This is a genomic window from Phenylobacterium sp. (assembly GCF_025351295.1).
Classification (GTDB): Bacteria; Pseudomonadota; Alphaproteobacteria; order Caulobacterales; family Caulobacteraceae; genus Phenylobacterium.
The window spans coordinates 1-19292 of record NZ_JANXWD010000056.1; the positions used below are offsets into that span (position 1 = coordinate 1).

Annotated in this window: 20 protein-coding genes; 15 read left to right on the forward strand and 5 right to left on the reverse strand. The window is 68.0% G+C overall.

The genetic code is table 11. The features are described 5' to 3' along the window. The first annotated feature begins 53 nt into the window (after nucleotides 1-53). The 13 genes from Q0R13_RS08420 to Q0R13_RS08480 all read left to right on the forward strand — a co-directional run bounded on the left by Q0R13_RS08420 (nucleotide 54) and on the right by Q0R13_RS08480 (nucleotide 12626). Entirely contained in the window at nucleotides 54-1070 is a 1017-nt protein-coding gene (locus tag Q0R13_RS08420) for an NADP-dependent oxidoreductase (protein ID WP_293902338.1), read from the forward strand. A gap of 40 nt (nucleotides 1071-1110) precedes the next feature. Then, nucleotides 1111-1245, forward strand: a complete 135-nt coding sequence (locus tag Q0R13_RS08425) for a hypothetical protein (RefSeq protein WP_293902341.1) — start codon at nucleotides 1111-1113, stop codon at nucleotides 1243-1245. A 51-nt stretch (nucleotides 1246-1296) separates the two neighbouring features. After that, nucleotides 1297-2016, forward strand: coding sequence for a GntR family transcriptional regulator (locus tag Q0R13_RS08430; RefSeq protein WP_293902344.1), 720 nt, complete (start codon nucleotides 1297-1299; stop codon nucleotides 2014-2016). Between the two features lie 245 nt (nucleotides 2017-2261). Beyond that, nucleotides 2262-3272 (forward strand): amidohydrolase family protein, encoded by a 1011-nt coding sequence (locus tag Q0R13_RS08435; RefSeq protein WP_293902347.1) that lies wholly within the window; start codon nucleotides 2262-2264, stop codon nucleotides 3270-3272. A gap of 116 nt (nucleotides 3273-3388) precedes the next feature. Next, on the forward strand, nucleotides 3389-4708 hold the full coding sequence (locus Q0R13_RS08440) for an aromatic ring-hydroxylating dioxygenase subunit alpha (protein ID WP_293902350.1): 1320 nt from the start codon (nucleotides 3389-3391) through the stop codon (nucleotides 4706-4708). Beyond that, complete coding sequence (locus Q0R13_RS08445; RefSeq protein WP_293902353.1) at nucleotides 4705-5208, forward strand: aromatic-ring-hydroxylating dioxygenase subunit beta; 504 nt, start codon at nucleotides 4705-4707, stop codon at nucleotides 5206-5208. Before Q0R13_RS08440 ends, Q0R13_RS08445 begins: the two co-directional genes overlap by 4 nt. Before the next feature lie 49 nt (nucleotides 5209-5257). Further along, nucleotides 5258-6184: a VOC family protein gene (locus Q0R13_RS08450; protein ID WP_293902356.1), complete on the forward strand. Its 927-nt coding sequence runs from the start codon at nucleotides 5258-5260 to the stop codon at nucleotides 6182-6184. Then, complete coding sequence (locus Q0R13_RS08455) at nucleotides 6181-6930, forward strand: SDR family oxidoreductase (protein ID WP_293902359.1); 750 nt, start codon at nucleotides 6181-6183, stop codon at nucleotides 6928-6930. Before Q0R13_RS08450 ends, Q0R13_RS08455 begins: the two co-directional genes overlap by 4 nt. 38 nt (nucleotides 6931-6968) lie before the next feature. After that, entirely contained in the window at nucleotides 6969-7748 is a 780-nt protein-coding gene (locus Q0R13_RS08460; RefSeq protein ID WP_293902362.1) for an SDR family oxidoreductase, read from the forward strand. 9 nt (nucleotides 7749-7757) lie between these two features. Further along, complete coding sequence (locus tag Q0R13_RS08465; protein ID WP_293902365.1) at nucleotides 7758-8960, forward strand: acyl-CoA dehydrogenase family protein; 1203 nt, start codon at nucleotides 7758-7760, stop codon at nucleotides 8958-8960. Between the two features lie 22 nt (nucleotides 8961-8982). Next, nucleotides 8983-10098: an acyl-CoA dehydrogenase gene (locus tag Q0R13_RS08470; protein ID WP_293902368.1), complete on the forward strand. Its 1116-nt coding sequence runs from the start codon at nucleotides 8983-8985 to the stop codon at nucleotides 10096-10098. Continuing rightward, nucleotides 10098-11285, forward strand: a complete 1188-nt coding sequence (locus Q0R13_RS08475) for a CoA transferase (protein ID WP_293902443.1) — start codon at nucleotides 10098-10100, stop codon at nucleotides 11283-11285. Before Q0R13_RS08470 ends, Q0R13_RS08475 begins: the two co-directional genes overlap by 1 nt. Nucleotides 11286-11339: 54 nt before the next feature. Further along, entirely contained in the window at nucleotides 11340-12626 is a 1287-nt protein-coding gene (locus tag Q0R13_RS08480; RefSeq protein WP_293902371.1) for a cytochrome P450, read from the forward strand. 22 nt (nucleotides 12627-12648) lie between these two features. Here Q0R13_RS08480 and Q0R13_RS08485 read toward each other — a convergent pair whose 3' ends face one another. Beyond that, nucleotides 12649-13101, reverse strand: a complete 453-nt coding sequence (locus Q0R13_RS08485; RefSeq protein ID WP_293902374.1) for an FAD/NAD(P)-binding protein — start codon at nucleotides 13099-13101, stop codon at nucleotides 12649-12651. Nucleotides 13102-13419: 318 nt separating this feature from the next. Here Q0R13_RS08485 and Q0R13_RS08490 point away from each other — a divergent pair, with 318 nt between their 5' ends. After that, the gene (locus Q0R13_RS08490) at nucleotides 13420-14514 is read left to right on the forward strand and encodes an LLM class flavin-dependent oxidoreductase (protein WP_293902377.1); all 1095 of its coding nucleotides are present in this window, start codon (nucleotides 13420-13422) and stop codon (nucleotides 14512-14514) included. Here Q0R13_RS08490 and Q0R13_RS08495 read toward each other — a convergent pair. From Q0R13_RS08495 to Q0R13_RS08510, 4 genes are all read right to left on the reverse strand, one after another. Next, nucleotides 14511-14636, reverse strand: coding sequence for a hypothetical protein (locus tag Q0R13_RS08495; protein WP_293902380.1), 126 nt, complete (start codon nucleotides 14634-14636; stop codon nucleotides 14511-14513). The genes Q0R13_RS08490 and Q0R13_RS08495 overlap by 4 nt on opposite strands. A 129-nt stretch (nucleotides 14637-14765) precedes the next feature. Beyond that, nucleotides 14766-15302 carry a DUF1003 domain-containing protein gene (locus Q0R13_RS08500; RefSeq protein ID WP_293902383.1) on the reverse strand — a complete coding sequence of 179 codons (537 nt, stop codon included), beginning with the start codon at nucleotides 15300-15302 and terminating at the stop codon, nucleotides 14766-14768. A 4-nt stretch (nucleotides 15303-15306) separates the two neighbouring features. Continuing rightward, the gene (locus Q0R13_RS08505) at nucleotides 15307-15756 is read right to left on the reverse strand and encodes a low affinity iron permease family protein (RefSeq protein ID WP_293902386.1); all 450 of its coding nucleotides are present in this window, start codon (nucleotides 15754-15756) and stop codon (nucleotides 15307-15309) included. A gap of 317 nt (nucleotides 15757-16073) precedes the next feature. After that, nucleotides 16074-16208 carry a hypothetical protein gene (locus tag Q0R13_RS08510; RefSeq protein ID WP_293902389.1) on the reverse strand — a complete coding sequence of 45 codons (135 nt, stop codon included), beginning with the start codon at nucleotides 16206-16208 and terminating at the stop codon, nucleotides 16074-16076. 419 nt (nucleotides 16209-16627) lie between these two features. On the opposite strand from Q0R13_RS08510, the gene Q0R13_RS08515 reads away from it, so the two are divergent. Continuing rightward, nucleotides 16628-19291 (forward strand): hypothetical protein, encoded by a 2664-nt coding sequence (locus tag Q0R13_RS08515; protein WP_293902392.1) that lies wholly within the window; start codon nucleotides 16628-16630, stop codon nucleotides 19289-19291. The last annotated feature ends 1 nt before the right edge of the window (nucleotide 19292 follow it).

The window sequence follows — 19292 nt, forward strand, 5'->3', positions numbered from 1 at the left end:
TCGCGGCAACCCACAACCGCGCGATTCCAATCGATCCAAACGAGGAACTCTGAATGCCATCAGCCACCAATCGCCCGATCAACCGCAAGGTGGTGCTTGTCGAGTACGTCAACGGCATGGTCGGGCCGGAGCACTTCCGCATCGAGGAGGAACCGGCGCGCGAGCCGGGCGAAGGCGAGGTGTTGGTCAAGGCGGACTCGCTCTCCATCGATGCCTTCATCCGCACCAGCCTCAACGCTGTCGAAGGCCTGCATCAGCAGGTTCCGCTCGGCGGCGCGGTCGTCGCGCTCGGCGTCGGACGGGTGATCGAGAGCAACGCGCCGGGCTTCGCGGTCGGCGACGCCGTCTCCGGCCCCCTGCTGGCCCAGACCTACGCCACCATGCCCGCGGCGATGCTCCAGAAGATCGATGACGCCCTGCCGCTGTCGACCTATCTCGGCGCACTGGGCCTGACCACGGGCATCACCGCCTATGCCGGCATCCGCTATGTCGGCGAGGTCAAGGCCGGCGACACGGTGCTGGTGTCGGCCGCGGCGGGGGCGGTCGGCAGCATCGCCGCCCAGGTCGCGAAGAACCTCGGCGCCAAGGTGATCGGACTGGCCGGCGGTCCAGAAAAGGTCGCGTTCCTCACCCGGACCCTCGGCCTGGATTCGGGCATCGACTACAAGAACGAGGATGTCGCCGCGCGGCTGAAGGTGCTGGCGCCCGATGGCATCGACGTGTTCTTCGACAATGTCGGCGGCGAGTTGCTGGACATCGCGCTGGACCACATCCGCGAGCGCGGCCGAGTGGTGATCTGCGGCGCCATATCGCAATACAACGACCACGACCACGTGCGTGGGCCCAGCCTCTACCTGCGACTGGCCGAACGCTATGCGCGGATGGAAGGCTTCACCGTGATGCACTTCGCCGAGCGCTATGGCGAAGCCCACGCCCAACTTGCCCAGTGGCTGAAGGCGGGCACGCTGAAGATGCCGGAGCAGGTCGAGCACGGCATCGACGCCTTCCCCGCCGCCCTGCGCAGACTCTTCGAGGGCGGCAACACCGGCAAGATGTTGGTGAAGCCCTGACGATCGAGCCTCCGGCCGCCGCCGGGGGTGACACATCGTCGTGCTCGCGTCGCTGACCGGCTTCACCCTCAAGGCGCTGCGGGTCATCGCCGTGGGGACCTCCGTCGCGCGCCGGAGCGAGCGGCGCGGGTTGCGCGGGTTGCGCGGGAAAGCCGATGACCGCTATTCAGGCTAGCCATCGGCCGAACCGAGCGACCCGTGATCGGCCAAGGCCTGGAGTCGACACATGGCGGATGGCGAGACGACCCGGCCCCCGGCGACAAAGACCCGCCGCGCCTTCGAAGTCGTCTACGACAAGGTTCGCAGCGATCTGGCCAGTGGCCTGTTGAAGACCGGCGACAAGCTCCCCGCGGAACGCGATCTCGCCGAGCAGCTTGGGTTCAGCCGGTCGGCGGTGCGCGAAGCGTTGCGGGCGCTGGAGGCGACCGGCCTGATCCAGCTGCAGAAGGGCGTCACCGGTGGCGCCTTCATCCGCAGCGGCGACCCGGAGACCGTCAGCCGCTCGATCAACGACATCATCGTCCTGGGGAAAATTCCCCTGCGCGACGTGATGGAGGTCCGAGCCCTGTTGTTGGGCCGCGCAGTGCAACTGGTCTGCGAGCGCGGCAAGGCGACGGATCTCGACCGGATCGCGCAGAACATCGACGACACCGAGGCGGCGGCCAACGCGCGCGCGCGCCTCGAGGACCATGTACGCGCCTTCTACAGCCTGCTCGGCGAGATTTCCGGCAACGAGGTGCTGGCGATGCTGATCGACGCGACCACGTCCATCTCGCTGAACTTTGTGTTCAGCCACAAGATCGAGTTCACCACCGAACTGCTGGTCCTTCGCCGCAACGTCCTGGCCCGGCTGCGGGCGCGCGACGCGGATGGGGCGTCCCGCGCCATCTCCGAGAACCTGGCCTTCCTGCACGGCTACGTCGTGGCCCGCGCCGCAGCCCACTAGGCGCAGCTTTCGCCGCTAGAGCACGACAGCTTGAAGTGGATACCGGTTCAAGCGCCCGTCGTGCTCTAAGTTTTTGATTTAGAGCCTTTTTGTCCGGTTCAAATGATTCCATTTGAACCGGAAAGGCTCTAGCCGGAGGTTGCGCACCCGCACCGTCGACCTATAGTCCGACGCAAATGGCCGGACCATTTGCGAAAGAGGTAGCGCCGAAGCCGCCCGTCGCATCCATTCGAGGGAGGCCGACGATGCTCAGCGACCTGCAGGCCGGCGTGATCGACGTCCATTGCCACGTGGTCCCGGGCGAGTTTCCCGCCTCGCCGTCGATGACCGAGGCCCGCTGGCCCTGCATGGTCTGCGGAGCCGCCGGCAGACGGACGGTCACCATCGAGGGCAAGCCGTTCCGCGAGCTCGACGATCGCTCCTGGGACGCGGCGCGGCGGATCGAGGGCATGGACCGGGACGGACTGGCGGTTCAGGTGCTCTCGCCGATGCCGGAACTGCTCTCGTACTGGTTCGAGACCCCGGCCGCCGAGACGATGTGCGACCATATGAACGGCTTCATCGCCAAGATGGTCGCAGCCGCGCCGCGCCGGTTCCGCGGCCTGGGCATGGCGCCGATGCAGGATCCGGAGGCAGCCGTGCGGACGTTGAGCACCCTGAAGTCGCGGTTCGGCCTGGACGGCATCGAGGTGGGCAGCAATGTCCTGGGCGCGCCGGTCGGCGACGCCCGGTTCGAGCCGGTGTGGGCGGCGGCCGAGCAGCTGGGGCTGGCGGTCTTCGTCCACGCCCTGCATCCGCTGGCCACCCGCGGGGTCGCGGGACAGCCGCTGCTCACCGCCTTCGCCGGCTTTCCCCTCGACACCGGCCTCGCGGCGGCCTCCCTCATCCTGTCCGGCGTGATGGCCCGCCATCCTCGCCTGCGCATCGGCTTCAGCCACGGCGGCGGGGCGCTCGGCTCGCTGCTTGGCCGCATGGACCAGGGGTGGCGGCTGACCAAGGGCTTCGGCGGCTCCGCGGCGGAGCCCCCGAGCCAGGTCGCCCGGCGGATGTTCTACGACAGCAATGTCTATGACCCGGCCTATCTCGCGCACCTGGTGGCGCAGATGGCGCCCGGACAGGTCTTTCTGGGCACCGACTATCCTTACGACATCCTGCAGGCCGACCCCGTCGGCTTCCTCCGCGGAGCCCCGGTGACCCCCGACGCCCTGGCGAGCCTGGAGCAAGGCGCCGCACGCCGCTTCCTCGCTATCGGCTGAGCGCCGAACGCGTTTGACGCTTCCACGGGAGCGATGCTACCAATGGTCCTACCATTTGTTTCAGGGCGTCGAAGCGGTTGCCGAGACCAAGATAAGAAGCGCTGGAGGAGGCCGAGATGCTGGACAAGCTTGACTCAGGCGAGAACGCAAACCCTTGGGTCAGAGAGGATATTGCCGGCGCGCGCTTCAAAGTCTCGCGCAAGGCCTTCGTGGACGAGGCGATCCTCAAGCTTGAGCGCGAGCAGGTGTTCGATCGCTGCTGGCTCTATATCGGTCACGAGTCCGAGCTTCCACAAATCAACGACTTCGTCGCGCGCAGCGTCGGCGGACGCGACCTGATCTTCAACCGCGACCGCAGCGGCCAGGTCCGCGCCTTCTACAACACCTGCCCCCACCGCGGCGCGCAGGTGGTCCGCGAGCCGCGCGGCAACGCCATGTCGTTCCAGTGTTTCTATCACGGCTGGGCGTTCAACAATAACGGGGCCTTTGCGACCCGCTTCAAGGACGGAAACTATCCGCCGGATTTCAATTCCGATGGCTGCGCCAACTTGAAGCCGGTCACGCGTCTGGAAAGCTATCGCGGCCTCTATTTCGTGTGCTTTCTAGATACGGTCGAGTCGCTGCACGACTATCTCGGCAACGCCTGCGAATACATCGATCTCGTCGCCGATCAGAGCGGCGCGGGCATGGAGATCGTCGCCGGCGAGCAGGCTTACAGCATGCGCGCCAACTGGAAGCTGCTGGTCGAGAACAGCGCCGACGGCTACCATGCGGCCACCACCCATCAGACCTATTTCGACTATCTGATGAAGGCCACCGGCGGCACGGCCGACATGTCGACCATGGGCGGCGGCGACAATCGCGGCAACCGCGGCGTCGACCTGGGCAACGGTCACGCAGTGGTCGAGGGCTACGCGCCCTGGGGCCGGCCGGTGGCCAATTGGATTCCGCCGTGGGGCGAGGCGGGCAAGGTCGAGGTCGCGCGGATCCGCGCCGACCTGGAAAGCCGCCTGGGCTTCGCCACGGCCGACCGCATCGCGCGCAAGAGCCGCAACCTGATCATCTTCCCGAACCTGGTCATCAATGACGTCATGGCGCTGACGGTGCGGACCTTTTATCCGGTCGCGCCGGACTTCATGCACGTCAACGCCTGGGCGCTCGCGCCCAAGGACGAGAGCGAACAGATGCGCAAGTGGCGGCTGTTCAACTACCTCGAATTCCTGGGTCCGGGCGGCTTCGCGACGCCGGACGACAACGAGGCGCTGGAGCTTTGCCAGAAGGGCTATCGCAATCTCAAGGAGGTCGGCTGGAACGACATCTCCAAGGGCATGCTGCGGGCCGAGCCGTTCGGCGACGATGAATCGCAGATGCGCGCCTTCTGGCGAGAATGGGGCCATCGCACCAGGGAAGGCGCATTGCAGGGGGTGGGCGCGTGAGCGGCGTGGCCACCCTGACCCGGCTCGGCCGGTCCGAGGCCGAGGACTTCCTGTTCCACGAGGCCGCCCTGCTGGACGAGTGGCGGCTGGACGATTGGCTCGCCCTGTTCGCGGAAGGCGCGACCTATGAGGTTCCGCCCGCGAACGCGGATGACGGGGTCAGGTCCGCCGAGTCGCTGTTCTACATCGCCGACGACTACGAGCGCCTAGGCTACCGGGTGGCCCGCCTGAACGACAAGGGCGCCCACGCCGAATATCCGCGCTCGCGCTGCGTGCGGATGATCAGCAATGTCCGCATCCTGAATCAGACGGCGGCCGGCTGCGAGGTCTCGTCCGTCTTCATCACCTTCAGATCGAAGGCCGATGTCACCGACACCTATTTCGGGCGGCACCGGCATGTGCTGCGCCCGGTCGGCGGCGCGTTGAAGATCGCCAGCAAGCGTACCGCGCTCGACATGAGCAGCCTGCGTCCGCAGGGCCGCGTCAGCATCATCGTCTGATCGGAGCCAGCGCCAAAGCTGACCCATCGACACCTAGGGAGATCTGGTCATGGCTCCAGCCGCCATCCGCTACAAACAGCTCGGTTATGTCGCCCTGAACGTCAGCGACCTGGAGGCCTCCCGGCGCTTCTATCGCGACGTCGTGGGCCTGACGCCGGTCGAAACGGACCTCCCCGACACCGCCATGTTCCGCTGCAGCGGCGCGCACCACGACCTCATGCTGACCCAGGGCGGCGCGCCCGGGCTGAAGCGGGTCGGCTGGTGGATGGAGAGCGATGCGGCGCTGGCCGCGGTCCGTGACCAGCTGCGCGGGCTTGGCCTGCCGATCCTGCCGGTGCCGGCGGGCGAGGCAGCGGCCCTGGGGGTCCGCGAAGCGTTCCGTTCGGTCGTGCCGAGCCTGGGGGCGACATTCGAGTTCTTCGTCGACATGGCGGACGCCGAGGGCCCCTACGCGCCCACCCACACCAAGATCGAGCGTCTGGGCCACCTGGTGATGAACAGTCCGGACCGCGCGGCCAGCGAGAGGTTCATGTTGGAGGAACTCAACTTCCGCGCCTCCGATCGCATCGAGGGCGCGGTGACCTTCATGCGCTGCTTCCCCAATCCGCTGCACCACAGCCTCGGCCTGGGGGGATCGCCGGACGGCAAGGGCCACCTGCACCACGTGAATTTCATGGTCACCGAGATCGACGACATCGGGAAGGCCATCTACCGGGTAAAGGCCCATGAGGTTCCCATCGTGTTCGGTCCCGGCCGGCATCCGCCGTCGGAGTCGGTCTTCCTCTACTTCCTCGATCCCGACCGCCTGACGCTCGAATACAGCTACGGGATGGAGGAATTCCCGGAGGTCGGCGACCGCGAGCCGCGACTGCTGCCGATGAAGCTGGAATCGATCGACTACTGGGGCGGCGCGCCCAGCCCGGGCATGGGATCGACCGGCGCGGTGGAACAGTTCGAGCTCGAGACCGCGGAATGAGCGCCCCACTTGGCGGCCAGGTGGCCGTCGTCACCGGCGCCGCAAGTCCGATCGGCAAGGCCATCGCCCGCCGGCTGGTGGACGATGGCGCGAAGGTGGTGCTGGCGGATGTGGATGAGGCGGCGCTGGCCGCCTTCGCCGCCAGCCTCGGGGATGACGCGCCGTGGCTGGCGGGCGACCTCAGCCTGGAGCCGACCGCCGTGGCGCTGATGGACCTGGCCAAGCGCCGGTTCGGTCATCTCGACATCCTGGTCAACAACGCCGGCGGCGGCGTGATCCTGCCGTTCCTGAAACACACCCCCGAGACCCTGCGGCGCACCCTGGACCGCAATATCTGGACCTGCCTGTGGTGCTGTCGCGCGGCGCTGCCGCTGATGATCGAGCAGAATTATGGGCGCATCGTCAGCATCGGCGCCGACTCGGTCCGCAACGGGCTGGCCGATCACGCGGCCTACAATGCGGCCAAGGGCGGCGTGCATGGCCTGACCACGGGTCTGGCGCGCGAGTTCGCGGGATACGACATCACGGTCAACACCGTGGCGCCCTGCATGGTGATGACCCCCATGGTCGCTGCGGCCATGGAGGCCCGCAATCCGCTGATCGACAAATTCCTGGCGGTGATCCCCAAGGGTCGGCCCGCGGCCTGCGATGAGGTGGCGTCCATGACCGCCTATCTCGCCTCCCGCGACGCGGCGTTCGTGACCGGCCAGGTGATCAGCGTCAACGGCGGAAGCACCATGCTCTAGGCCGCGAGGCCTCCCTCACATGCAGGACGACAGCGACGATGGATCTGGGAATTGAAGGCCGCACGGCGCTGGTCTGCGCCGCGAGCAAGGGGCTGGGAAAGGCTTGCGCCGAAGCGCTGGCCGCCGAAGGCGTCAATCTGGTGCTGACCGCGCGGACCGCCGAGACGCTGGAGGCGACGGCCGCCGAGTTGAGGTCTCGCTACCCGGTCGGCATCATCACGGCGGTGGGCGACATCGCCACCGAGGCGGGCCGCGCCACGGCCTTGGCCGCCTGCCCGGCCCCCGACATCCTGGTCAACAACGCCGGCGGCCCACCGGTCGGCGACTGGCGGACATTCTCGGTCGAACAGTGGCATGCGGCGGTGGACGGCAACATGCTGGCCGCGATCATGCTGATCCGCGCGGTCGTGGACGGCATGGCCGAGCGCGGGTTCGGGCGGATCGTCAACATCACATCGGCCATGGTCAAGCAGCCGAACCCGGCGCTCAGCCTGTCCGTCGCGGCCCGTATCGGCCTGACCGGTTTCGTCAAGGGGATCGCCCCGAGCTACGTCGGCTCGAACGTCACCATCAACAGCCTGCTGCCCGAACAGTTCGAGACCGACCGCCTGCGCTCGAACATCGCGCGGATGACGTCGACCAGCGGCAGCGCGCTCGACGAGGCCATGGCCAAGGCGGCCAAGAGCGGCCCGGCCGGGCGGATGGGACGGGTGGAGGAGTTCGGCGCGGTCTGCGCCTTCTACTGCAGCGCCCATGCCGGCTTCATAACCGGCCAGAACGTCATGCTCGACGGTGGCCGCTACCCGGCCGTGTTCTAGGAGCGACCCATGGATTTTGACCTGCCGAAAGATGACGACCCGCGGCGGCTGGACGTCCGCGCCTGGTTTGAGAGGCACCCCAATCCCACCGGCCGCGAGCTGTTCGCGGCCGGTTATGTCGTGCCCCATTGGCCCCGGCCCTGGGGTCTGGACGCCGACACAGAGCTGCAGCTCATCATCGACGACGAGATCAAGCGCGCCGGGCTGCCGGCCCCCAGCAGCGTCAATCCCGTCGCCATCAACAACTGCGCGCAATCGCTCCTGACCCATGGGACCCCGGAACAGCAGGCGCGGTTCCTGCCGCCCGCGCTCTCCTATGAGGAGGGCTGGTGCATGCTGTTCAGCGAACCCTCCGGCGGCTCGGACCTGGGCGGCCTGCGGACCTCGGCGCAGCGCGAGGGCGACCACTATGTGGTCCGCGGCCAGAAAATCTGGACCTCGAACGCCCACACCTCGAAGATCGGCGTGCTGGTGGCGCGGACCGACCCGACGGCGTCGAAGCACGCCGGCCTGTCGCAGTTTCTCATCGACATGGACGCGCCCGGGGTCACGGTGCGGCCGATCCAGGACATGACCGGGGCGGCGCACGAGTACAACGAGGTCTTCCTCGACGACGTAAGGGTTCCGGCCGACCGGCTGCTGGGCAAGGAGGGCGAGGGCTGGCGGCTGTCCAACCTGCAGCTCCAGACCGAACGGGCCGCCCTGTCCAAGCCAGGCGCGGTGTGGGGCCAGGGACCCTCGGCGCGGGACCTGGTGAAGGCCCTGATCCAGACCGGCCACATCGACGATCCCGGCGTCCGCGACGAGGCCGCGCAGCTCTACATCGAAGGCGAACTGCTGCGGCTGCTGGCCTATCGGGCGCTGACCGACCGGATGAACGCCACCCCGTCGGGGCCCGAGGCCGCGGTGCGCAAGATGCTGGCGGCGCCGCACGGCCAGCGGCTGCTCGACCTTGCCAAGCGCGTCCAGGGCCAGGGCGGCCTGGTCGAGGGCGAGGAGATCTTCCCGCTGCCGAACGAGTCCCGGCACCTGTTCGACAACTGGGACTACGCCTTCTGGTTCAGTCCCGCGGTGACCCTGGGCGTTGGCACCCAGGAGATCCTGAAGAACGTGCTGGGCGAGCGCCTGCTGGGCTTGCCGCGGGACGTCGATCCCACCGCCAAGGGGCCGTGGATCGACACGCAGCGCCCCGAACTGAAGCCGGCGAACTGAACACGCCTCTGGAGCAAGCGACATGAATTTCGCACTGAGCGACGACCACCGGATGCTTCGGGATTCCGCCAGGGCCTTCCTCGACGAGGAAGTGAACCTGCAGCCGCTGCTGAAGCGGGGCGCGACCGTAGAACAGGTCGACTACCTCGGCATGTGGGGCAAGATCGCCGAACTCGGCTGGCCCAGCCTGATCGTTCCGGAGGCCTATCAGGGCCTGGGCATGTCCTGCCTGGACCTGGCGATGATCCTCCAGGAGATGGGCCGCGCGCTCCTGCCCTGCCCGATCTCCGGCGCCCTGGCCGGCGTCTGGTCGATCCTCAAGGGCGGATCCGAAGCCCAGAAGGAGCGCCTGCTGCCGATGGCGGTGACCGGCGACCTGAAGTTGGCCCTGGCGGTCTGCGACGCCGACGGGACGTGCGACGGACCGGCCTCCGACGCCAGGGCGACCGCGGATGGCGACGACTGGCGGCTGAACGGATCGAAGGCGTTCGTGGTCGACGCGGCGGCGGCGGACATGATCGTGGTCGCAGCCGAAAACGGCGGCCGCCGCGGCCTCTACCTGGTGGACGCCACGGCCGCGGGCGTGGAGATCGAGCTGCTGCGCTGGCGCGACACCACACGTCAGCTCTGCAACGTCCGGTTCGCGAACGCTTCTGCCGAGCTGATCGCCGCCGACGACGCGGAGATCTGGCCCTGGATCAAGGACCGCCTGCTGCTGGTGCTGTCGGCTGAGAACGCCGGCGGCCTGCAGAAGGTGCTGGAGATGAGCACCGAATACGCCAAGCAGCGGATGGCCTTTGGCCGGCCGATCGGCGCGAACCAGGCGATCAAGCATGGCCTCGCGGAGACCTTCGGTCTGGTGGAGTGCTCCAACGCCGCGGTCCTGTACGCCGCCTGGATGCTGTCGGAGGCGCAGCCGAGCGCCTCGCTCGCCGCGACCATGGCCAAGGCCTACACCAGCGACGCCTATCGCAAGGCCACACACCAGAACATCCAGGTCTTCGGGGCGATCGGCTTCACCTGGGAAATGACCAACCACCTCTACTTCAAGCGCGCGCGGGCGAACGCCGAAATGCTGGGCGGCACGGCCGAGCTCCGGTCCCACGTCATCGACCTGCTGATGCGCGAGGCGGCGTGATGGGACCCGAAGGCCAGTCCAGGCGCCCCCTCGACGGGATCCGGGTGGTCGATTTCACGTCGATGGTCGCCGGGCCGTGGACGACGCGCATGCTCGCCGACGTCGGCGCCGAGGTGATTAAGGTGGAGGCGGTAGGGGAGGGCGACCTGATGCGCTTCACCGCCCCGGTGAACGCGGGGAAGAGCCGGGTCTACGCCCACTACAACTGCGGCAAGCAGAGCATTTCGCTGAATCTCAAGACCGAGGCCGGCCGCGAGGTCGCGCGCCGGCTGATGCAGGGCGCGGACGTGGTGGTCGAGAACTTCCGGCCCGGCGTCATGGCGCGGCTGGAACTCGACTATGAGACGGCCCGCAAGGACAATCCGAAGCTGGTCTATTGCTCGGTCTCCGGGTTCGGCCAGAACGGCCCGCGGGCCGGCCAGGCCGCCTATGCGCCGGTGGTTCACGCCTGCAGCGGCTATGACCACGTCCAGGCCGTGGCCCAGGGCGGCGATGGCTCGCCCCTCAACAGCGGCGTGATGATCGCCGACGTGGTGGCCGGATCCTATGCCTTCGGCGCGATCCAGACCGCCCTGCTGCACCGGGAGCGCAACGGCGTCGGCAGTCATGTGGACGTCACCCTGATCGAGTCGATGATGAGCCTGGTGGCGATCCAGTTCCAGGAAGCCCAGTGCGACACCCGGATCGCCTCGCGGGTGTTCGCGCCCCTGAAGACCGCGGATGGCCATATCATGGTGCCGCTGGTCTCGCCCAAGACCTATCTCGGCGTCTATGCGGTGATCGGCCGGGCGGACTGGCTGGCCGATCCGGTGTTCGCCTCGATGGCCGGCATCATGGGTCACCAGGCCGAGATCGACGCGGCGGTCGGGGCCTGGGCGGCATCGCGCGCGACGCGCGATTGCGAGGCGGCCCTGAACGCCGCGGGGGTCCCGTGCTCGGTCTATTCGGCCCCGGCCGACGTGCTCGACGATCCGCACCTCGTCGAGAGGGGCGTCTTCGCCAGCCAGGAAGACGCCGTGGGGCCGTTCACCGTTCTCAACGCCCCGTTCAGGATCAGCGGGACGGACTGCGGCGCCCGCGCCGGCGTGTCACGGTCGGGGGAAGACACCGCCGACGTGGTCGCCCGGACCCTGGGTCTCGGCGAGGACGAATATCGCAGACTGCGCGATGCGCAGGCGTTCGGCTGATGCGCCTCGTTACGGAACGATCCGCCTGCAGTTGCCCGTGAAGGGGATCAAGCGATGCGCGAACCAGCACGTGTTCCAGAGGCGATCGGTCGTGAGTTGGTCAGCTCCAAGGCCTATGCGGAATGGGACAGATTGCAGGCGCAACTGGCCGTTCTGCGGCGCGAGGTTCCGCTCGGCGTCGTGAACGTGGACGGCTACGATCCCTTCTGGGCGGTCACCCGGCACGCCGACATCCAGGAGATCGGCCGCCATCCGGACGTCTTTCACACCGGTGGCTATCGCGCCGGCCTGCTGAGCCAGGCCGGCGAGAAGCAGATGCGGGCGGCCAAAAGCGGCGTCCCGCCCATCCGCTCCCTGGTCGCGATGGACCCGCCCGAACACCGGCCCTATCGAATGCTGACCTTCGGCGCCTTCGCGCCAAAGGGAATCCGCGGGCTCGAGGACGAAATACGCGTGATCGCCCGCGAGACGATCGATGAGATGGCGGCGCACGGCGGGGAATGCGAGTTCGTCCGCGACGTGGCCCTGCTCTACCCGCTGCGGGTGATCATGTCGCTGATGGGCCTGCCCCGGTCGGACGAGGCGACCATGCTTCAACTCACCCAGGAATACTTCAACCCGCAAGACCCGGAGCTGAACACGTCCGGGCAGGAGGTCGAGGACAACCAGGCGTCCAGCACGGCGCACGAGGTGCTGGCCAAGTTCATCGGCTTCTTCGACGAACTGACCGCCAACCGCCGGCGCATGCCAACCGACGACATCGCCTCGGTGATCGCCAACAGCGTTATCGACGGCAAGCCGATCCGCAACTGGGAGGCGACCAGCTACTACGTCACCATCGCCACGGCGGGCCATGACACCACCTCGTCGTCAACCGCGGGCGGCATCTGGGCCCTGGCCACGCGACCGGACCAGCTGGCCCGCGTGCGCGCCGATCCGAGCCTGATCCCCGGCCTGGTGGACGAGTCGATCCGCTGGACGACCCCGATCCTGCACTTCATGCGCACCGCCAAGCAGGACTACGAGCTTCGCGGCCAGTCGATCCGCGCCGGCGACTGGATGATGCTATCCTACCTTTCGGCCAATCGAGACGAGGAAGTGTTCGCCGACCCGGCCGAATTCCGGATGGACCGCTCGCCCAACCCGCACCTCGCCTTCGGCTTCGGGCCCCACGTCTGCCTGGGCCAGCACCTGGCCAAGATGGAGATGCGGATCTTCTTCGAGGAACTGCTTCCCCGCCTGGAGTCGGTGGCGTTGAACGGCAAGGCCGAGCGCACCCGCTCGGTCTTCGTCGGCGGCGTCAAGCGGGTCCCGATCCGCTTCAAGATGACGGCGACCTGATGTACCCCGCGCGGTCAGGTCGTCAGGTCAGGTCGTCCGGGCGGGCGGGCCCCCTCAGGTTACCCTGCGTGCAGCAGGCCCGCAGGTACTGGCCGTAACGGCGCCGGCTCACGAAGCCGTCGTCGCTGCCTTGATGCGCGCGGAGCCAGGCGAGGAAGTGGTCGGGCCGCTCGGCCAGGGCGCTCATGTTGGACGCGCGCACATTGAGCTGGGAGAACCGCGCCAGCATACCGGACAACAGGGTCTCGGCGAAATCCTGCACCAGGCCCACCCGCGCCGGCCCCGCCAGGGCGTCGCCGTTCAGGGCCGAGACCGCCCGGCCGTTCATGATCAGGATCTCACGGGCATAGGTCAGCAGCGTCTGGCCGGCCGGCGTCGGGGCCAGGCGGCGGCCTTCGCGCCGCAACAGCGAGGCTTGCACCGTCTCCTCGAGCCGCTTCATCTGCAGGCTGAGCGCACCTCGGTCAGCATCCATGTGTACGGCGGCAATATCGGCGCGGTGCGGCGGTCCACCCACGACGAAGCCGGCGCCGCGACAATGCCGCGTCCGCCATGCAGGCCTACCTCGACCGGGAATTCGGCCTGGTCGAGCCGCTGCGCCGCACCGGGACCCACGGCTTCTATGTGATCAGAGGCAGATCCGGGCCTATTGACGTCAACATGGATGAGGGGCCCGCTGTGGCGCCGGACACTTCAGCGGTGCTGATAGGCGTGTTGAGGACAACTCGTAGCCCGTTTTTAATTCCTACCAGTATGATCGAGATTGAACCGCGACATCTTCCTGGAGGCAGCCATGCCAGTCGAATTCATCGGATTCATCGGGACCAACGGCGGCTCGGAGATCCATCGCTACAGCGGCCCGGTGCTGGACGTCGGATATGTGGAGGCCATCGCCAGGGCGCATGACGCCGGCGGCTTCGACCGCGCCCTGGTGGCGTTCGGCTCCACGTCGCCGGAAAGCCAGCTGGTGGTGGCGCACGCCGCCAGCGTGACCGAGCGGCTGGGCTTCATGATCGCCCACCGGCCGGGCTTCACCGCCCCGACCGTGGCGGCGCGCCAGCTCGCCACGCTGGACCAATTCAGCGGCGGCCGGGTCGCGGTGCACATCATCACCGGCGGCGCCGACGACGAGATGAAGCGGGACGGCGACCACCTGACCAAGGCAGAGCGCTACGCACGGACGGACGAGTACCTCGACGTCCTGCGCCTGGAATGGACCAGCGAAAAGCCGTTCGACTACAAGGGCAAGTACTACGACGTGGTCCAGGGCTTCGGCGCCGTGAAGGCCCTTCAGACGCCGCACATCCCGATCTATTTCGGAGGCTCGTCCGACGAGGCGATCCCGGTGGCCGGCAAGCACGCCGACATCTATGCGCTTTGGGGCGAGACCCAGGCCCAGGTGCGCGAGGCGATCGCCCGGGTCCGCGCCGCCGCCGCGAAACACGGCCGCCAGCTCCGCTTCTCGCTCTCGCTGCGCCCCGTGCTGGCCGCGACCGAGGCGGCGGCCTGGCAGCGCGCCGACGACATCGTCGCCCAGACCATCGCGCTGCGCGAAAAAGCCGGCCTGAAGACCACCGACCACACCCCGCCGAACGCCGGCTCCCAGCGCCTGCTGGACGCCGCGAAACAGGGGACCCGCCTGGACAAGCGCCTGTGGACCGGCGTCGCGGCGGTCACCGGCGCGCAGGGCAACTCCACGGGGCTGGTGGGCACGCCGGAACAGGTGGCCGAGGCCCTGCTCGACTACTACGACCTGGGGGTCACCACCTTCCTGATCCGCGGCTTCGATCCGCTGGACGACGCGGTCGCCTATGGCGCCGACCTGATCCCGCGGGTCCGCCAGCTGGTGGCCGAGCGCGACGCGCGGCGCGTCCGGGCCGCGAGCTAGGCCCGCCCGATGGCGAACGGCGTCGTCGCCTTCTCGCGGGAACCCACCGCCTGGACCCCGCGTCCGGCCGGCGAGGTCGGGTTCCGCAGCGGGCTGGCCAAGCTGACGTCGGGGGTCGCCATCGTCGCGTGCTGGGCGGACGGCCAGCCCCGGGGCTGCCGGTTAGCTCCCTGACCGGCCTATCGACCCAGCCCTGATGACCCTTGGAGCATCGCCACGCTTTGCGACGAGGGATTGCGCTTCGGGGCGGTTCATTTCCTGGCCTCGGCCTTGGCGTCCATCGCCGCCACGACCGTGCGCGCGTCGGTGGGGGTGGCCATGGCGTCCGATTCCGCGTCGACGCGGTCGGCCACGTCCGGGTGGTCGCGCCGCAGTTCTTCAAGCAGCTCGATGATCTTCGCGCTCTTGGTGTCGGCCAGCAGCGCCAGTTCCAGCGTGAGCTGCGCCCGGCGCTCGGCCAGTTCGTCCTCGCGACGCTGGGTGACCAGGATCAGCATCGAGATTACCAGGGCCGTCACCGTGGCCGCGAACTCGAGCCAGGCGAAGATCGGCTGGTCCACCCGCCCACCGGCCATCGCCATGGCCAGGCCGGCCCAGATGCCCAGGATGGCCACGACCGCGATCAGGGCGGCCGGCCGCCCCAGGCGGTTGGTCACCGCGTCGATGGCCCGCTGCGGTCGCGAGGCCCGGCGATAGTGCTGGCGATGGAATTCGGCGACGGTCTCGACCGACCGGGCGACGTGGTCGGAGAGCCCGGCGGCCCCCTCCCCCTCGGCGCGCTCGCCCACGCGGCTAGGTCCGCGCCGCGCGCGGGCTTCTCTTCGCCGCCGGCGCGGGCGCGCGCTGCTTGCGGGACTGGCGTTCGGCGTCAGCCTTCCTGAGGAAGCGCGCGCTGTTGTCGGCCGCCCGCTTGCACTTGGTGTGCAGGAGGTCGAGCTCCCGGTCGGTCAGCGTCTCGATGCCCATGAACTCGTCCTCCGCGTCGGAGGAGCGGATCAGTTCGTCGAGCTTGGTCTGGATCGCCGTGCCGTCGCGGTTCTGGGTATTCTGGATCAGGAACACCATCAGGAAGGTGACGATGGTGGTGCCGGTGTTGATCACCAGCTGCCAGGTCTCCGAGAACTTGAACACCGGCCCGGTCGCGGCCCAGATCACTACCGAGGCCACGCACAGCAGGAAGGCGACGGGACTGCCCGTCGCCCGGGCGGTGGCGTTCGCAAACCTGGCGAAGAGCTTTTCCATGACGGGTCCTAGGCGGGCGCCGCACCCGGGCGGGTCGGCGTCTGGGGCTGCGGCGGGGCGACGGCGTCAAGCATGGCGCGCGGGCCTGGCGATCTTCTGAGTGCCAACGCCCTTCAAACGCCATTGTTCCGCTTGCGCGACCGACCTCGAACGGGCGTGGCGCCTGGCCCACCGCGGGCCGACATCCACCACGCGGCCGATGGCCTTCGCGACCCGCGATGAAGCCTTTCAAGCGCCCTGACCGACGCCAAGTGTCGGCAGCTTGAGCATCGCGCAAGACTGCTGCTGGGGCGGAAGGCGGTGGTGGCCGACTGCGCCTAGGCGGCCACGGTCGGCCGTTCACCCGACGGACTGCCCGCCATCGGCCGGGGCCGCGGCTTCGACGCCCTGTGGCTGGCCAGCGGCTTCGGCGGCGACGGCGTCACCTTCGCCAGCCTCGCGGCCTCGCTCATCGCCGAGGATCTCGCGACCGTGGGAAGCTCCGACCTCGAATGCTTCTCACCGTATCGCTTTGGATAGCCGCCTGGTCAGCGAGACGGGTCGGCGATAGAGGTGGCGGGATGCTCCTGGGACATTCAGCGTGTCGTCAGTCGAACGATCGGCGCCTTGATGGCGATCAACTCGACCTGCGCACGGGCCGGCCCGTTCGATCGATGACGCCCGGCAGCGGCCGGGACGTCGACGGAACGGACGACGGGGACGGCGTGCAAAAAGGGGCGGCCAGGACTAGCCACCGACCGGAAGTTGTGGCGACTCTACGTTCGGTGACCCTGTCATGCGACAGGTCTCCACCCTAGAGGAGCGCGGCGCTTCGGCCTGACGGCGCCATCGGGCTTGGGCTTCCACCTCTGCGTCTGGAGCTGATCGGTGCATGGACAGGCTTGAGACCCGACTGGCCGGCCTACCGCTGATCCTGGCGGGTCCGATCCTGCGGCGGGTGACCGAAAGCTCGGTGACGGTCTGGGTCGCGCTTAAGACGCCGGCGCGCGTCACCCTGCAGATCCGCTCCGGCGACCCGGGCGGCGCGGCGCTGGGCGCGCCGGCCCAGGCGGCGACGATCGCGGTGGGACGCGCCCTGCACATGCTGGCGATCACCGCGCCCGTCACCCTGACCCAGGGCGTCGTCTACACCTACGCCATGAGCTTCGACCCATTCGATCCGCTCGGAGGGGCCCTGCCCCCCGTCTCCCTCCGCGACGCCGTCAAGCCTACCGCGATCGCCAACCCGATCAGCTATCCGCCGTACGACCTGCCGAGCTTCTCGCTGCCGCCGAAGGATCTGAACGACCTGCGGATCATCCACGGGTCCTGCCGCATGCCGCACGGCACCGGGCCCGATGCGCTGTCGATCGTGGACGAACTGATCCGCGTCACCGTCGCCGACGCCGGAAAGCGCCCGCACCAGCTGTTCATGACCGGCGACCAGATCTATGCCGACGACGTCGCGGGGGTGCTGCTGCTGCAGCTGATGGACGCCAGCAACACCCTGCTGGGGATAGATACGAAGACGCCGGGCGGCTGGGGCGGCGAGGAGACCCTGCCCGCGGGACTGCCGGTCGGCGGCCCCGACTACCACACCCACAAACCCAGCGACCTGCCGCCGCTGAGCCGCACGAAGATCCTGGGCGCCGACGGCGCCGGTTTCACCTCGGCCGACCTGCGCAGTCACCTGATGTCGTTCGGCGAGTATCTGTGCATGTACCTGTTCACCTGGTCGGACGTGCTCTGGCCGAAGCCCGACGACCTGCCCACCTCGCTCGACCTGTTGGCTGCGCTGAAGGCGGCCAGTCGATCCGCCAGCACCAAGGACATCAAGGCGGTCCCAGGTGACGCCACCGACGTCCAGACCCACATGAAAACGCTCTTCAGGGTCCGGCGCGCCCTGGCCAATATCCCGACCTACATGATCTTCGACGACCACGACGTGACCGACGACTGGAACATGTCGCCGGAATTCTGCCATGGCGTCTATCACCCGGACAATCCGCTGGGCCGGCGGATCGTGCAGAACGCCCTTGTCGCCTACGCCCTGTGCCAGCTCTGGGGCAACACGCCGGAACAGTTCGGGTCGGATGACTCCCACACACCGGCCGCCGGACGCCAGATCCTCAGCCTGTTGGATAACAAGACCCGGCTGGACTACGACAGCAACTCCGCGCGGCTGCAGACCCTGGTCGGGGTCCACAGCGCCGACCTGATGAAGCGCCGAAATCCCGAGGGCAACTATCACGACCAGTCGACCTGGCTCACGGTCGGCGGCGAGCGGGTCAGCGCGGATTCGCTGACCTACAACTTCGTCTATACCGGACCCGCCCATCAGGTGGTGGTGACCGACACCCGCTCGTGGCGCGCCTATCCGAACGGGTCGGACGCCACGCCCGACCTCTTGCCGCCCGACCAGATCGCGGCGCAGATCCCGCTGCTCCCCGACCTCGGCGACCGGGCGCTGATGGTGATCGTCACCACCAACGCGCCCCCGGTGCAGCCCATCCGCGGGGCGACCCGGCACGACACCGTCAGCACGTTCGCGTCGGCCCGGTTCTCCCACGACGCCCATCCGGACCTGTTCGAGTCCTGGGAGATCCCGTCGCTCGGCTTCGACCGGCTGCTGAAACGCATCACCGACAAGTTCAAGACCGACGCGGCCGGCATCCGTCATGGACAGGCGATCCTGATGTCGGGGGACGTGCACCACAGCTTCGCCACCCGCCTCGTCTACAAGGCCAACAACCGCTACGGCGACACCTCGCCACAGAAGGCGCAGGCGGTCGTCGCCCAGCTGGTCGCCAGCTCGTTCAAGAAGCAGAACGGGGACACCATCGGTTTCCAGCGCGAGGGCTATTTCTATGTCCCGCACTTCCCCGCCGGCGCCTTCGTCAAGGACGACATGAGCGAAGGCTATGTGGGGTGGAATGTCCCGCCCAGCGCCGCGCCCTACAGCGTGGGCACGCGCACCCTGGTGGCTGAGTCGGTCTTCCAGAACTTCACGGGCACGGACAATATACGCAAGATTACGACCGGCGACCCAACCCTGCAGATATTTCCTACCGACAATATAAAATTTCCTGGTGGCTCGATCGAAGCTTTCCTAGACCTGACCCGCGCGCCCGACTATCGGTATCGTCTCGACTATATGCTGCCGAACGCCTCCAGCAGCCAGCCCACCAATCCAACCCCGATCCCGGCGCCGCCGGCCTCCGGCGCGACGCCGGACCAGCGCAAGGCGGCGATGGCCGCGTTCAACACCGCCACCGGCGACTACCGCCTGCACAACCAGACGGCAGGCCACGCGAATCTGATCGGTCGGAACAACATCTCCGAGGTGACCTTCGAATGGGGCGCGAGGGACAGCCAGGGGGACCACAAGAAAGTCAATCATACGATCCGGTGGCGATCCCAGGGCTTCGCACCTAAAAACGCCACGCCAGATCCCGACCTGCCACAGACGTTCGTGATGTTCACCAACTATACCGTGGACCTGGACCCCAATAATCCCTCGTTCAAGGACTACGCAGCCCGCACGGAGAAGCCCTAGT

Coding starts and splice junctions, on each gene's coding strand:
- Q0R13_RS08420 (WP_293902338.1), top strand. CDS start 54: ATGCCATCAGCCACCAATCGCCCGATCAACCGCAAGGTGGTGCTTGTC.
- Q0R13_RS08430 (WP_293902344.1), top strand. CDS start 1,297: ATGGCGGATGGCGAGACGACCCGGCCCCCGGCGACAAAGACCCGCCGC.
- Q0R13_RS08435 (WP_293902347.1), top strand. CDS start 2,262: ATGCTCAGCGACCTGCAGGCCGGCGTGATCGACGTCCATTGCCACGTG.
- Q0R13_RS08440 (WP_293902350.1), top strand. CDS start 3,389: ATGCTGGACAAGCTTGACTCAGGCGAGAACGCAAACCCTTGGGTCAGA.
- Q0R13_RS08450 (WP_293902356.1), top strand. CDS start 5,258: ATGGCTCCAGCCGCCATCCGCTACAAACAGCTCGGTTATGTCGCCCTG.
- Q0R13_RS08455 (WP_293902359.1), top strand. CDS start 6,181: ATGAGCGCCCCACTTGGCGGCCAGGTGGCCGTCGTCACCGGCGCCGCA.
- Q0R13_RS08460 (WP_293902362.1), top strand. CDS start 6,969: ATGGATCTGGGAATTGAAGGCCGCACGGCGCTGGTCTGCGCCGCGAGC.
- Q0R13_RS08465 (WP_293902365.1), top strand. CDS start 7,758: ATGGATTTTGACCTGCCGAAAGATGACGACCCGCGGCGGCTGGACGTC.
- Q0R13_RS08470 (WP_293902368.1), top strand. CDS start 8,983: ATGAATTTCGCACTGAGCGACGACCACCGGATGCTTCGGGATTCCGCC.
- Q0R13_RS08475 (WP_293902443.1), top strand. CDS start 10,098: ATGGGACCCGAAGGCCAGTCCAGGCGCCCCCTCGACGGGATCCGGGTG.
- Q0R13_RS08480 (WP_293902371.1), top strand. CDS start 11,340: ATGCGCGAACCAGCACGTGTTCCAGAGGCGATCGGTCGTGAGTTGGTC.
- Q0R13_RS08485 (WP_293902374.1), bottom strand. CDS start 13,101: ATGGATGCTGACCGAGGTGCGCTCAGCCTGCAGATGAAGCGGCTCGAG.
- Q0R13_RS08490 (WP_293902377.1), top strand. CDS start 13,420: ATGCCAGTCGAATTCATCGGATTCATCGGGACCAACGGCGGCTCGGAG.
- Q0R13_RS08495 (WP_293902380.1), bottom strand. CDS start 14,636: ATGGCGACCCCCGACGTCAGCTTGGCCAGCCCGCTGCGGAACCCGACC.
- Q0R13_RS08505 (WP_293902386.1), bottom strand. CDS start 15,756: ATGGAAAAGCTCTTCGCCAGGTTTGCGAACGCCACCGCCCGGGCGACG.
- Q0R13_RS08510 (WP_293902389.1), bottom strand. CDS start 16,208: ATGAGCGAGGCCGCGAGGCTGGCGAAGGTGACGCCGTCGCCGCCGAAG.
- Q0R13_RS08515 (WP_293902392.1), top strand. CDS start 16,628: ATGGACAGGCTTGAGACCCGACTGGCCGGCCTACCGCTGATCCTGGCG.